The 13872-nt window shown below is 68.6% G+C and carries 14 protein-coding genes; 13 read left to right on the top strand and 1 reads right to left on the bottom strand.

All coding sequences use genetic code 11. From position 1 onward, the window contains the following. Nucleotides 1–29: 29 nt before the first annotated feature. A complete protein-coding gene (locus DCN14_RS09655; protein ID WP_096501170.1) occupies nucleotides 30–593 on the bottom strand; it encodes a hypothetical protein in 564 nt (187 codons plus the stop codon). A 692-nt stretch (nucleotides 594–1285) separates the two neighbouring features. Here DCN14_RS09655 and DCN14_RS09650 point away from each other — a divergent pair. The 13 genes from DCN14_RS09650 (at nucleotide 1286) to DCN14_RS09590 (ending at nucleotide 13848) form a co-directional block, all read left to right on the top strand. Further along, the gene (locus DCN14_RS09650) at nucleotides 1286–2461 is read left to right on the top strand and encodes a TIGR03032 family protein (RefSeq protein ID WP_096501168.1); all 1176 of its coding nucleotides are present in this window, start codon (nucleotides 1286–1288) and stop codon (nucleotides 2459–2461) included. Then, a complete protein-coding gene (gene cysC / locus DCN14_RS09645) occupies nucleotides 2458–3105 on the top strand; it encodes an adenylyl-sulfate kinase (RefSeq protein WP_096501166.1) in 648 nt (215 codons plus the stop codon). The genes DCN14_RS09650 and cysC overlap by 4 nt, the downstream gene beginning before the upstream one ends. A 153-nt stretch (nucleotides 3106–3258) precedes the next feature. Further along, entirely contained in the window at nucleotides 3259–4914 is a 1656-nt protein-coding gene (locus DCN14_RS09640) for a ShlB/FhaC/HecB family hemolysin secretion/activation protein (RefSeq protein ID WP_239008106.1), read from the top strand. A 66-nt stretch (nucleotides 4915–4980) separates the two neighbouring features. Further along, nucleotides 4981–6777 carry a MotA/TolQ/ExbB proton channel family protein gene (locus DCN14_RS09635; protein ID WP_096501517.1) on the top strand — a complete coding sequence of 599 codons (1797 nt, stop codon included), beginning with the start codon at nucleotides 4981–4983 and terminating at the stop codon, nucleotides 6775–6777. 19 nt (nucleotides 6778–6796) lie between these two features. Continuing rightward, on the top strand, nucleotides 6797–7207 hold the full coding sequence (locus DCN14_RS09630; RefSeq protein WP_017329012.1) for a biopolymer transporter ExbD: 411 nt from the start codon (nucleotides 6797–6799) through the stop codon (nucleotides 7205–7207). Between the two features lie 4 nt (nucleotides 7208–7211). Then, entirely contained in the window at nucleotides 7212–7910 is a 699-nt protein-coding gene (locus DCN14_RS09625) for an energy transducer TonB (RefSeq protein WP_096501164.1), read from the top strand. Nucleotides 7911–8001: 91 nt separating this feature from the next. After that, on the top strand, nucleotides 8002–9816 hold the full coding sequence (locus tag DCN14_RS09620) for a putative porin (RefSeq protein ID WP_096501162.1): 1815 nt from the start codon (nucleotides 8002–8004) through the stop codon (nucleotides 9814–9816). 12 nt (nucleotides 9817–9828) lie between these two features. Next, on the top strand, nucleotides 9829–10518 hold the full coding sequence (locus DCN14_RS09615; protein WP_096501160.1) for a hypothetical protein: 690 nt from the start codon (nucleotides 9829–9831) through the stop codon (nucleotides 10516–10518). Between the two features lie 70 nt (nucleotides 10519–10588). Further along, nucleotides 10589–11158, top strand: a complete 570-nt coding sequence (locus DCN14_RS09610; RefSeq protein WP_096501158.1) for a YbjN domain-containing protein — start codon at nucleotides 10589–10591, stop codon at nucleotides 11156–11158. After that, entirely contained in the window at nucleotides 11155–11610 is a 456-nt protein-coding gene (locus tag DCN14_RS09605; protein ID WP_096501156.1) for a hypothetical protein, read from the top strand. The genes DCN14_RS09610 and DCN14_RS09605 overlap by 4 nt, the downstream gene beginning before the upstream one ends. A gap of 93 nt (nucleotides 11611–11703) precedes the next feature. Then, nucleotides 11704–12594: a peptidylprolyl isomerase gene (locus tag DCN14_RS09600; protein WP_096501154.1), complete on the top strand. Its 891-nt coding sequence runs from the start codon at nucleotides 11704–11706 to the stop codon at nucleotides 12592–12594. An 8-nt stretch (nucleotides 12595–12602) separates the two neighbouring features. Next, nucleotides 12603–13427: a hypothetical protein gene (locus tag DCN14_RS09595; RefSeq protein ID WP_096501152.1), complete on the top strand. Its 825-nt coding sequence runs from the start codon at nucleotides 12603–12605 to the stop codon at nucleotides 13425–13427. Between the two features lie 58 nt (nucleotides 13428–13485). Next, on the top strand, nucleotides 13486–13848 hold the full coding sequence (locus DCN14_RS09590) for a hypothetical protein (protein WP_239008108.1): 363 nt from the start codon (nucleotides 13486–13488) through the stop codon (nucleotides 13846–13848). The last annotated feature ends 24 nt before the right edge of the window (nucleotides 13849–13872 follow it).

Below are 13872 nucleotides of genomic sequence, written 5' to 3'. Positions count from 1 at the left end.
CGTGCCCCCGCAGTGTCGGCGCGGCGCGCTCAGGTTTCGAACGCCAGCCACGCATGCGCGATGCTCGCATGCGCGGATGACGTGACGCCGAACATCGCGGCGAGCCCCGCGACCCAGAATGCGAGCGATGCGGGCCGCATGCCGTCGGCCGCGAGCGGGCCGACGAGGCCGGCGATCGCGTGCGAGCGCCACAGCAGCAGGACGAACAGCGCGCAGTCGACGGCCATCGCGATCGCGAACATGTGCAGCGCAACCGTCGAGCGTCGCGTGAACGGCGTGCGGTGGTGCCGCTGGTTCGTCGCGACGATCGCGGCGCCGTTGGCGATGGGCACGATCGCCATCACGAGTCCCCAGAACAGCGGCTGGTCGCTCGACGAATTGATCAGCAGCAGCGTGCCGATCGTCCAGATCGGCGGCGCGACCAGCGTGAGCACGGCCCACGACAGCAACTGCCACGCGAGCCAGGGCGCGCGCCAGCGCAGCGGGCGATTCGGCGCGGCATAGGCGACGGGCGGCAGCAGCCGCTGCGGGGCGGCGGAGGTGCCGGACAGCCGCCCGGCGAGCCACCGTACGAGCATCGTGGCGAATGACATGGGTTGTCCTGTCGTTGACGTTTCTTCTCTTCTCACTAGCTAGGACGAATCGGCGCGCCGCAAGCCGCAGGATTTCGCGCGGCCGGTGCGTTGCCGCGCTGCCGCGGCGCACAACCGGCACACGTAAACGGTCTCGTGCCGGTTATGCGTGTGTTTCGTGAATATCTTCAGCGGAATGTCACGAAAACTTCCCGGTTGAAACCCGACGATTGTCGGGCCGTACGCGGGCAGGGCGCGGTTTGCGCACGCCGGCCTCGCGACGCGGCGACACGTTTGCCGGCGGCCCGCGCGCAAGTACGGGGTGCTGAAGAGCCGCAACTCGGCCGGGCGACGACACGCACACGAAACGGGGGCCACACTGGGTCATGCGCAGTGCTCGCGCGAATCGCGCGGGCCGTCGATTGCGCACGCATTGCAGCCCGCATTCCACCGGTCGCACGATGCCGGTGCACCGGCGAGGCAACCCGCGGGCCGTTTGCGTCGATCGTTTGCCCGTGGCGGCAGATCGGTCGACGTGTCGCAAAAAATTCTTGCGGCAATGCGTGCTTCGTTCCGTCTAGGTAGGTGGGAGCTGCGACTTGGTGCGCCGCACGCGGCCCCGTTCGCGACCGACGCGCAGGCGTCGGGTCGGCGGGAGGGCGAACGCGGAGATACGCATTTTTCTCATCAGGCGGCGTGAAGCCGACAGGTGCATGACAGTGGAACAGTTCGAGAAGACCCGGCCGGCCGCCGACGGCGGAGCGGCGCAGCACGACGCGTCGGCACGCGAAGCGGAAGCGCTGGCGCCCGTCATCAATCTGCGCGATACGGGGCGCTTTCTGCAGGTGCTCGACGCGCTCAAGTGCTCGCTGGCCGTCAGCCGTCGCCCGTCCGGCGTGGCCGTGATCGGCGTCGACGGCGGCGTGCCCACGCTGTCCGCGTGCCTGTTGCCGCGCTCGATGGGGATGGCCGTGTCGGGCAACCGGCTCGCGGTCGCGACGATGCACGAGCTGATGGTGTTCGCGAACGTGTCGACGCTCGCGCCGCTCTATCCGGGCCGCCCCGATCATTACGACGCGATGTTCGTGCCGCGTCTTTCCTACTACACCGGCGATCTCGACCTGCACGACATGGCGTTCGACAAGCACGTCGTGCTCGCGGTCAACACGCGCTATTCGTGCATCAGCGTGATCGACGGCTATTTCAACTTCACGCCGATCTGGCAGCCGCCGTTCGTGACCGAGACGCGGCCGGACGATCGCTGTCACCTGAACGGCATGGCGTTCAGCGACGGCAAGGTGCGCTTCGCGACCGCGCTCGGGATGAGCGATGCGCCGTTCGGCTGGCGGGGCGGGATGGCCGACGGCGGCATCGTGATGGAAGTGCCGTCCGGCCGCATTGTCGCATCGGGCCTGTCGATGCCGCATTCGCCACGCGTGATCGGCGGCCGCCTGCACGTGCTCGAAGGCGGCCGTGGTCACGTGCTGCAGATCGATCCGCAATCGGGCGCGCGGCGCGTGCTCGCGACGCTGCCGGGCTTCACGCACGGCCTCGCGGAATACGGCGGCGTGCTGTTCGTCGGACTGTCGAAGCTGCGCGACAAGCGCGGGCCGCAGGGGCTGCCGATCGAACGCGAGGCCGATGCGCTGATCGCCGGCGTCGCCGCGCTCGACGCGAACAGCGGCGACGTGCTCGGCATCCTGCAGTTCTTCAACGGGGTCGACGAGATTTTCGACGTGCAGGTGCTGCCGAACGTGCGGCGTGCCGAAATCCTCAGCCCGCACCAGTGGGCCGAGACGCCGTCGATCGTGACGATGCAGGGCGGCTTCTGGCAGACGCGGCCGCGCGAGGACGACGAGCCCGCGAACACGAGCGGATCGAAACAATGAGCATCGATCGTTGCGGGTTTTCCGATGTCGTTACGTCCTTATCGGTAGACACGACGCATGGGGCGCGCGGCGCGTCGACGAAGCGCCCGGGCGGCGTGCTGTGGCTCACGGGATTGTCGGGAGCAGGCAAGACGACGCTGGCCGATGCGCTCGCGATACGGCTGCACCAGCGGCGGACGCATGCGATGGTGCTCGACGGCGACCGGTTGCGTGCAGGGCTGAACCGCGATCTCGGCTTCACGGTGCGCGACCGCTTCGAGAACGTGCGTCGCATCGCGGAAGTCGCGGCGCTGACGAGCGAAGCCGGGGCGGTTGCGATCGTCGCGGTCATTTCGCCGCTCGCGGCGATGCGCGATGAAGCGCGGGCGATCGTCGGCGCCGCGTTTCGGGAAATATATGTGAGCACGTCGCTGGCCTGCTGCGAGGCGCGCGACCCGAAAGGGCTGTACGAAAAGGCGCGGCGTGGCGTGCTGAAAGAGTTCACCGGCGTGTCGGCGCCGTATGAGCCGCCGGTCGATGCGGATCTCGCGATCGATACCGGCCGCGTATCGATCGAGTCGTGCGTCGATACGCTGCTGCGATACGCGTGCGTGCAGTTCGGATGTGCGGCCGACGTGTGGCCGGCGACGGTGCGCTACGACTGAGCGGGAAGAGACGGAAAGAGAAAAGCATCGCGCGGAACATGATAAGGATGGCGAATTAATCGTCATAAAAGTGAAACAGGCATTTGATAGCGGAGCCGGCAGCGGAGGCTGTTCGGCGACGCTGCGATCCGGAACAACAAAGGGGAATGGCGCATGCCGCCGAGAGTAGACCGCAAGTCACGCGAACCGTGGCGGCTGAAATGCCGATGCCTGGCCGGCGCCGCGCTGGTCGGAGGGCTGAGCCTCGCGCCGGGCGTCCGTGCGCAGGAGGCCGCCGCGGCACCGGCCGCGAAGGCGGCCCCGGCGGCGCCGCAGACGTTCGACTTGAATGCCTTCGTGGTGCGCGGCAACACCATGCTGCCGACGCTCGAGATCGAGAAGGCGGTGTATCCGTTCGAAGGCCCCGGCCGTACGCTCGCCGACGTCAACGCCGCGCGTGATGCATTGCAGAAGGCGTACCAGGATCGCGGCTATCAATCGGTCGTCGTCGAACTGCCGCAGCAGCAGGTGAAGAACGGCGTGATCCTGCTGCAGGTGACCGAGGCGAAAGTCGGCCGGTTGCGCGTCGACGGCGCGCAATACAACTCGCCGCAGAATATCCGCGACGCGGTGCCCGCGCTCGCCGAAGGCAAGGTGCCCGATTTCAACCAGGCGCAGCAGCAGCTCGCCGACCTGAACCGTTCGGCCGATCGCCAGGTGATTCCGGTGCTCAAGCCCGGCGCGATGCCGCAGACGGTCGATGTGGATCTCAAGGTCGACGATCACAGCCCGCTGCACGGCACGCTCGAGCTGAACAACGACAACAGCCCCGGCACGTCGACGCTGCGCACGAGCGCGAGCCTCAGCTATTCGAACCTCTGGCAGCTCGGCCACGTGATTTCCGGCACCTACGTGATCGCGCCGCAGCATCCGAACGATGCGCGGGTCTACGCGTTCTCGTATCTCGCGCCGATCAAGGATTCGCGCTGGAGCTTCCTCGCGACGGTCGTGCATTCGGACAGCAACGTCGCGTCGGTCGGCGGCACCAACGTGCTCGGCAAGGGCACGACCTACGGCTTCACCGCGATCTATGCGCTGCCGGCGTCGGATACCTATGCGCACTCGGTCAGCATCGAGATCGACCGCAAGCACTACGACGAGAACGTGAGCATGGTGGGCCAGACGTCCACCGCACCGCTGACCTATGTGCCGGTGACGTTCTCGTACAACGGCCAGTTGAGCCTGAAGAACTCGCAGACGTCGTTCTCCGCGTCGCTGACCACCAACATCCGCGGCCTCGGCAGCGACTGGGGCGCATGGGACAGCAAGCGCTACGACGCGACGCCCGATTTCGTGTACGGCAAGTTCGACGTCAATCACACGCAGCGCTTCGCCAACGACATGCAGGCCAACGGCCACGTGAGCGCGCAGATCTCGAATTCGCCGCTGGTGTCGAGCGAGCAGTTCGCGGCGGGCGGGATGAACAGCGTGCGCGGCTACATGCAGGCGGAGGACACGGCCGACAGCGGCGTGATCGCATCGCTCGAGCTGCGCAGCCCGTCGTTGTCGAAGTGGCTGGGCGGCGCGGTGGGCAGCGGCGTGAACGAATGGCGCTTCCATGCGTTCTTCGACGCGGCGCACCTGTGGCTGCTGAGCCCGCTGGCGGAGCAGACGTCGCGCTTCAACCTGATGAGCGTCGGCTTCGGTACGCGGTTGCAGATCATGAAGTACGCCAGCGCGGATTTCGAGGCCGGCTGGCCGCTGAAGGCGGGCGTCTATACGCGGCAGTACAGCCCGCGTTTCGATTTCTATGTGCGGCTGGGGTTCTGACGGATTTTTTTGATCGTGCGGGGGCGATGCGACGTGCGAAGCGCCTGCACATTCGGGGAGTGGATCGTGAAGCGAGTCTTGTTTTTCCTGTTGGCGGTGATGCTCGGCGTGTTGCCCGGCATCGCGAACGCGTGGTGGCAGAACGACTGGTCATACCGGAAGTCGATCACGATCGACACGAGCCCGAAAGGCGCGAACCTCGCGGAGTCGGCCGGCCGCGTGCCGCTGCTGATCCGCCTGCACTCGGGCAACTTCCAGTTCGACGGGCTGGCCGACAACGGCGCGGACATCCGCTTCGTCGCAGCGGACGACAAGACGCCGCTGAATTACCACATCGAGCAATACGATCCGGTGCTCGGCGTCGCGCTGGTCTGGGTCGACGTGCCGAAGCTGCCGGCGGGCGGGGCCGAATCGATCTGGATGTACTACGGCAACAAGAAGGCGCCCGACGGCGGCAAGCCGGCTGAAACCTTCGATGCGGACTATACGCTTGTCTATCACTTCAACGGCGCGGCCGGCGCACCGCCGAAGGACATGACCGCGTACGGCAACAACGCGCAGAACGCGACGTTCCGCACGATCGAGGACGGCATCGTCGGCAAGGGCGCGCGCTTCGACGGCAATGCGTCGCTGACGCTGCCGGCGAGCCCGTCGCTGAATGTGCCGGCCGGCGGCAGCTTCACGTTCAGTGCGTGGGTAAAGCCGGCGGCGCTTGCGCCGAATACGCTGCTCTACGGCCGCCGCGACGGCACGAACGCGTTGCTGATCGGCCTCGACAACGGCGTGCCGTTCGCCGAAGTGCAGGGCGGCGCTGCGCCGGTCCGCACGCCGGCCGCGTCGCCGCTCGCCGCGAACCAGTGGACGTATCTCGCGGTGACGGCCGACGGCAAGAACCTGACCGTCTACGTGAACGGCAAGCAGGCCGCGCAGGTCGCGGCGACGCTGCCCGCGCTGAATGGCGTTGCGACGGTCGGCGCGGATGCCGCCGGCGCGCCGGCGGCGCTGGCCGGCTACACGGGCGCGCTCGACGAGTTGCGCCTGTCGAAGATCGCGCGTTCGCCGGCCGTGATCGCGGTCGATGCGCTCGCACAGGGTTCGGAATCGAAGCTCGTCGCATACGGCGCCGACGAGAAGCAGTCGGGCTTCGGCTTCGGCTACTTCGGCGTGATCGTGCAGTCGGTAACGGTCGATGCGTGGGTCGTGATCACGATCCTGCTCGCGATGGCGGTCGTGTCATGGATCGTGATGTGGACGAAGGCGCGCTACGTCGGCACCGTCGACAAGGCGAACCAGTATTTCGTGCAGCGTTTTCGCGAAGTGGCCGGGCGTCACCTGGTCGGCCTCGCGCATGTCGATGAAGGCAGCGCCGAAGGGCGGCGCCTCTACCAGTCGTCGCTGTACCGGTTGTACAAGGCCGGCGTGCACGAAATCCACAGCCGCGTGGACGGCAATGGCCGCACGGTGATCACGAGCGAGTCGATCGAGGCGATCCGCGCGTCGATGGACGCGACGCTCGTGCGCGAGAACCAGCGGCTGTCGAAGTCGATGGTACTGCTGACGATCGCGATCTCGGGCGGACCGTTCCTCGGCCTGCTCGGCACGGTGGTCGGCGTGATGATCACGTTCGCGGCGATCGCCGCGGCCGGCGACGTGAACGTGAACGCGATCGCGCCGGGTATCGCGGCCGCGCTGCTGGCGACCGTCACGGGCCTGTTCGTCGCGATTCCCGCGCTGTTCGGCTACAACTACCTGCTGATCCGCAACAAGAACGTGACCGCGAACATGCAGGTGTTCGTCGACGAATTCGTCACCCGCCTCGCCGAAGCGCACCGCGCGCCGGATCACGCGGTGCTGGCCGACTGAACGCACGCAGGAGATCACCATGCAGGTTCAGGACGACGACAAGCCGTACGACGACATCAACATCACGCCGATGCTCGACCTCGCGTACGTGCTGCTGATCATCTTCATCATCATGACGACCGCGTCGGTGCAGGGCATCAAGGTCGATCTGCCGAAGGCGAGCTCGTCCGCGAGCCTCGCGAAGCCGAAGACGAAGGCGATCACGGTGGCCGATTCGGGGCAGATCTTCCTCGACGCGTATCCGGTGACGATGGACGAGCTCGAAAGCCGGCTGCGTACCGAGAAGGCGACCAATCCGGAATTCCCGATCGTGCTGAAGGGCGATGCGGCCGTGCAGTACCAGAGGGTCATGGACGTGCTCGACCTGCTGCGGCGCCTCGACCTGTCGCAGGTCGGCCTGGTGACCGGCAAGGCGAAGCAGGGCGGCTGACGCGATGGAAATGACCTACAACGGCGGCCCGCCGCAGAAGGGCCCCCGCCGCTACGTGAAGCCGGTCGCGATCGCGCTGGCGCTCGTGGGGCTCGCCGCGCTGATCTGGCATTACGCGGGCGACACGGCCGGCGTGAAGCGCGCGAGCGCGCCGCAGGTGACGACGGTGATTCCGCTGCCGCCGCCCCCGCCGCCCCCTCCGCAGAAGCCGCCGCCCGAGAAGGTGAAGGAAGAGGTCAAGACGCCGGTCGACAGGCCGACGATCGCGCCGAAGCCGTCCGAGGCGCCGAAGCCGTCGGACAACCAGCCGAAGCAGATGACGATGAACGCGCCCGCGCAGGCCGGCACCGACAGCTTCAACATCGGCGCGGGCGACGGCTCGGGGATGGTCGGCAGCGGTGGCGGCGGCAAGTTCGGCAACGCGAGCTACGCGCAATACATGGTGTACGTGCTGCAGCGCGCGATCGAGCAGGACAAGGGCGTTCAGGAGGCGGGCGGCGCGCGCTTCACGGGCAGCCTGAACCTGTGGATGGACGCGTCCGGGCGCATCACGAAGGTGACGGTCGCGCAGTCGACGGGCGACGCGAAGCTCGACGCGGCGGTCGTCACGGCGGTGGAATCGCTCGGCAAGGTCGACGAGGCGCCGCCGCCCGCGACCGCGTATCCGGTGCTTGTCAGGTTGCAGGGGCGCAAGCCGGCATGACGGGCGCGCGTGAAAAGCGAATCAATCATGGGGCGGCATCCGTCGCACGGATGTCGCCGAAAAAGAAACGGAAAGTGTTCGGAGTCCTTCGATGATGCAGAAGATGAACGGACGGGGCGGGGTGCCCCGCAACGGCGCGCTGCCCGCGCGTCTGTCGCGCGTCGGCGCGGCGGTGCTGACGCTCGGGCTGACGTGCGCGTCGGCCGCTCACGGGCAATCGCTCGAGACGCAGGCGGCGACGGGCAAGGCCGCGCCGACCGAGAGCGTGGTGATCAACCTGATCAACCTGCTCGTGAAGCGCGGCGTGCTCACGCAGCAGAACGCGAGCGAGCTGATCAGCGAGGCGCGCACCGAGGCCACGCAGGCCCGTGCCGCGCGTGCATCGGGCGCGCCGGTGGTGGCGGCGGGCGGCATGGTCAACCCGACGACGCAGCCGGGCGACGTCGCCGTGCCGTACGTGCCGCAGGTGGTGCGCGACCAGATCCGCGACCAGGTGAAGCAGGAAGTGATCGCGCAGGCGAAGTCCGAGAACTGGGCGCAGCCGAACACGTTCCCCGACTGGGTGTCGCGCATCAAGATCGACGGCGACATGCGCGTGCGTGACGAATATCACTTCTACGGCAGTCGCAACACGAATGGCGTGACGAACTTCGCGGCGATCAACCAGGGCGGCGGGTTCGACGTGAACTCGAACACCAACCTGACGCAGATCCCGACCCAGAACACCACGCAGAACCGCAACAACCTGCTGCGCTACCGCGCGCGGCTCGGCGTGACGGCGACGCTGTCCGACGACATGATCGCCGGCCTCCAGCTCGCGAGCGGCAATGACAACGGCCCGGTTTCCACCACGGGGACGGCCGGCGGCGGCTGGGGGAAGAAGAACATCTGGCTGAACAAGGCGTTCTTCGCGTACCGGGCGGCGCCGTGGCTGAACCTGACGGCCGGCCGTTTCGACAACCCGTTCTTCAAGTCGGACCTGGTGTTCGCCGACGACCTGATGATGGACGGGTTCGCCGCGAACCTGCGGCATGCACTGCCGTGGAATCCGGACGTCACGCTGTTCGGCACGCTCGGCGTGTTCCCGATCCAGTACACGAGCGAGAACTTCCCGTCCGACAGCACCGACAAGGCCGGCAGCGACACGAAGTGGATGTTCGGCGCGCAGTTCGGCGCGGAATGGAAGATCGACGCGAAGAACCGCCTGAAGGGTGCCGTCGCTTATTACGACTTCCAGAACATGCGCGGCACGCTGTCGTCACCGTGCGCGCTGGGGCAAGGCCCGACGAGCTGCAGCACCGACAACGAGGCGCCCACCTTCATGCAGGGCGGCAACACGCTGATCGCGCTGCGCAACATCGTGCAGAACCCGCAACTCGCGCCGGGGATGACACCGCAGCCGCAACTGTTCGGGCTCGCGTACAACTACCGGCTGCTCGACCTGAAGGCGCAGTGGGACACCGTCGTCGCCGACCGCATCAAGCTGCGCCTGGACGGCGAGTACGTGCGCAACCTCGCGTACAACGACAACAAGGCGTTCGCGGCGGCGTCGCTGCCGGTCAACAACTACGAGTCGACGTCGTTGAACGTGACGCGCGCCGATTATCGCAGCGGCCCGAACGGTTTCCTCGCGAAGGCGACGATCGGCGAGCCGGAGCTGCGCGAGAAGGGCCAGTGGAATTTCTCGGTTGCATACAAGTACCTGCAGCCGGACGCCGTGCTCGACGCGTTCAACGATCCGGACTTCCATCTTGGCGGCACCAACGCGCGCGGCTACGTGCTCGGCGCCGCGTATGCGGTCGCGCGCGACACGTGGGTGTCGGCGCGCTACCTGAGCTCGAAGGAAGTGTACGGGCCGCCGGTGTCGATCGACGTGCTGCAGCTCGAGCTCAATGCACGCTTCTGACCGGAGTCGCGAATGAACACGATCACTCGCACGATGTTTGCGGCCGGCCTGGCCGGCGCGCTGCTGCTGGCCGCCGGCGGCGCGCGCGCGCAGAGCATCGAGGACAAGCTGCGCAGCCAGTTGCGCTCGACCGTGCAGGAGCTGCGCCAGTTGCAGGACGGCCAGGCGCAGCTGCAGGCCGACAAGTCGGCCGCCGAGAAGCAGCGCGACGATGCGCTCGCGCAGTTGAAGACGCTGCAGGGGCAGCTTGCGGCGGCCCGCGGCGATTCGGGCGCCGGGGCGGCCGCGAAGCGCGCGCTCGCGCAGGAGAAGGCCAGCCATGAGCAGGATGCGCAATCGCTCGCGAAGGTCAAGTCGTCCTACGAGGACCTGCTCGCGGTGTCGCGTTCGCGCGATGCGCAGTACACGCAATTGCAGAAGGATGCCGTCGCGCGTGACACGCAACTGAAAACCTGCGAGGCACACAATGCGGAGCTGTATCGCGTGGGCCACGAGATCCTCGACGCGTACGAGCACGTCGGGCTCGGCACGTTTTTCTCGTCGCGACAGCCGTTCGCGCAGTCGGCGCGCGTGAAGTACGACGATCTCGCGCAGCGCTACGGCGACGCGCTGTATGCAGGCAAGTACGACCGGACCGCGCGTCCGGCTGTCGCGTCGCCGGCGTCCGCGGCTTCGGCGGGCGCCGCGGCCGCGGCGCAGTGAGCGCAGGGTGCGCGCGGATCACGCGCGCCGGGTTGAACCGATCGATTCGTTGAATACAAGGAATACGGACATGCAGGACAGCCATCTGAAGAACGCCGGCGACGAGCGCACGGCACACGACGCATTGCTCGAGACGATCAGCGCCGACCGGCTCACCGACGTGCTGCGTGCCGCCGGCTATCGCGTGACGGCCGCCGAGCAGAACGGCGCGGTGCAGCTGATGAGCGCGAGCCAGGGGATCGGCTTCGCGGTGCGCTTCGGCAATCCGGCCGCCGGGCTTGTGCCGCAGGGTACCGAGCCTGGCGCGCTGCCATACATCGACTACACGCTGTCGTGCGTGCTGCAGGTGCAGGGCGACCTGCCTGCCGAGCTGGTCGCGAACTGGAATCGCACGAAGCGGTTCGCACGGCTCGCAAGCCACGGGCAGTTTCTCGCGCTGGAGATGGATGGGGTCGTTGCCGGTGGCGTGTCGGAGCGTCACCTGCGTTCGACGATCGAGCTGTGGGATCGGCTGATCCAGGAATTCCTGCTGCACCTGCGCAACCGTCCCGCGATGGCCGAGCAGGAAGCGGCGGCGCGTGCGGCGGCCGGTGACCCGGCGACCATCGAGGCCGCCCGCGAGACTGCCGCGCAGTCATGATCGCCGGCCGCCGGAGCGCCGGCCGCCGGAACGCCGGCCGCCGGATCGGCGCCGCGCTGCGCGCGCTGCTGCCGGGCAGCTGGCGGCCCGCTGCAGGCCCGCTGTCCGCGGAGGCGGCGCCGGGCGCGTGGTTTGCGTATGCGGAAGGCGTGGCACGGCGGCTGCAGGCGGCGTTCGACGGCGAGGACGCCGCCGCGTGCCGGCTGCGCGCGCACGTCGGGCGCTGGGCCGACCGGCTCGCCGATACGGGCGACGACGTGCCGGTGCTGCCGGTGCGCGCGTGGCTCGACCGGCGCGGGCACGTGACGCGGATCGACAGCGCGCCGGCGAGCGATCCGGCGGTCGACGCCGCGCTGCGCGACGCGCTGGTCGGCCACGCGGTCGGCGCGCCGCCGCCGCGCGGCATGACGCAGCCGATCGTGATGCGCGTGGCGCTGTCGAGCGCACGCTAGCGCGGCGCGGCGGTGCACCACGAACGAATGACGCGCGCGTCGCACGATGGACGGCGTGCGCGAATCAACAGCAATCGAGAGGGCAATCGAATCATGATGACGAAGATGAACTTGCTGGCGATGGTGGCGGCCAGTCTCGTGCTGGGTACGCCGCTCGTCGCGCGCGCGCAGGACGACGTGATCGCGAACGCCGCGCAGGCGTCGGTCATGCAGGCCGATATCGCGGGGCTGCTGAAAGCGGTGAGCCCCGAAGGGCGCGAGCGGCTCGCGGCCGATCCGGCCGCGCTCGACCAGGTCGTGCGCTCGACGCTCGCGCAGAAGGCCGTGCTCGCCGAAGCAAAATCGAAGGGCTGGGACAAGCAGGCGCAGGTACAGCAGGCGATCGAGCAGGCGCAGCGCGACATCGTCGCGCGCAGCTACCTCGCGTCGGTGAGCGCGCCGCCGGCCGACTATCCGTCGGACGCCGAGATCCAGTCCACGTACGACAGGAATCGCGCCGCGTTCACTGCGCCGCGCGCGCTGCACGTCGCGCAGATCTACCTCGCGGTGCCGCCGAATGCGGATGCGGCCACCGTCGACAAGGCGCGCAAGCAGGCGGCCGATCTCGCGAACCGCGCGCGCGGCGGCGATTTCGCGGCGCTCGCGAAGGCGAACTCGCAGGACAAGGCCAGCGCCGCGAACGGCGGCGATCTCGGCTACGTGCCCGATGCGCTGATGCTGCCGGCCGTGCGCCAGGCGGCCGACGCGCTGAAGCCCGGCCAGGTGTCCGCGCCGGTCCAGACGCCGACGGGCTTCCACGTCGTGAAGCTGATCGACGTGCGCGCGGCCGCGCCGCGACCGCTGGCCGACGTGAAGGACCAGGTGCGTGCGACGCTGCGTGCGCAGCGCACGCAGCAGAATGCGCAGGCGTATCTCGCGAAGCTGGCCGCGAACGCGCCGATCAACGAAGACGCGCTGAAGAAAGCGCTCGCATCCGCCCGATAGGCGCGCCCATGGCCTCTGTCCGTTCGACGCCGCGCGTCGATGCGCCCGATGCGCGCACGCCGGGGCGGCGGCGCGCATCCGCCGCCGCCGATCGCCCGCGCATGCCGAAGGCGAACCCGTGGCCGGGCCGGCCCGGCGAGTGGCCGACGCACTGCCCACTGTGTTTCGGCGCACTGGAGCCGCTGCCCGGCACGGGCGGCTATGCGCGGCACCGCAGCGCGCGCTGCTCGGCGCAGTGCGTGCTGACCACGCGCCAGTACCAGCCGGACGAGCTGGCGATCCGCGGCTCGCGCGACGCGCGGGTCGCGGCGCGCCATCGCGAGCGCTTCGTCGCGCAGTGGCCGCGTCATTACATGCTGATGCGGCGCACATGGCCCGCGCTCACGATCGAACGCTTCATCGCGGTGATCGCGTGCGTGGACGTCGCGGATCTCTGGTCGTACCGGATGCTGCGCGACGACGATCTGGCGGCCGTGCTGCTCGTGCTGGCCGGCTTCCTGCGCGTGCCCGACGCGCCGTCCGACGCGCCGTCCGACGCGCTCGCGCCGACGGTGCGCTGGGTCCGCTTCTGGTTCGATGCGAGCGTGCGCGACGTCGGCGATCTGTGGGCAGCCGGCGCCGAGGCGCCGCGGCTGTTTCGCGTCGACTATCGCGAACCGCTCGTCACGCCGTATCCGACCGGCACGCAGGTGCATGCGTGGCAGCCGGTCGACGGGATGCGCGACGCATGGGCGCGGCAGGCCGACGCGAACGAGCCGGTGGTCGACGCGGCCGATCGCGGGGCGTTCGTGCGTTTCCTGGCGCGGCCGTCGGCACGCGGGGCCGGCGCATGAACCGCGGTACGCGGGTGAACCCGGCACGGCGACGGGCGCTGCGCCGAAGGAGGCGCGAATGATGTGGCGATCAAACGGGATCGCGGTGCTCGCCTGCTTGCTGCTGGCGGTCGGTGCGCACGCGCAGGGCAATCGCGCGGCACCGGCGCAGCCGGGCTCGGGCACGAAGCCGGTGTGCGTCGACGCGGAGGTCGACGGCAAGCGCGCGCTGTCGTACGACTGCCTGAGCGACCAGTTGCAGCCGAAGGCCGACCCGCAGACGGGCGCGTCGCAGACCGATTCGGAGCGACTGTCGAAGCAGCCGTCGAACCGTCTCGGCACGTTCAACCTGTCGACCGAGCAGAACCGCTTCGGCACGAACTGGGGCAAGTCCGTGACGCCGCAGCGTCCCAATGCGCCGGTGGCCGTGCCGCCGAAGTGACGCACGTCCGCGGTTGACGACCGG

It is taken from the genome of Burkholderia sp. IDO3 (assembly GCF_003366075.1).
Lineage (GTDB): Bacteria > Pseudomonadota > Gammaproteobacteria > Burkholderiales > Burkholderiaceae > Burkholderia > Burkholderia anthina.
Note: the sequence above shows the minus strand (reverse complement) of the source record. Positions and strands in the feature narration are given on the sequence as shown.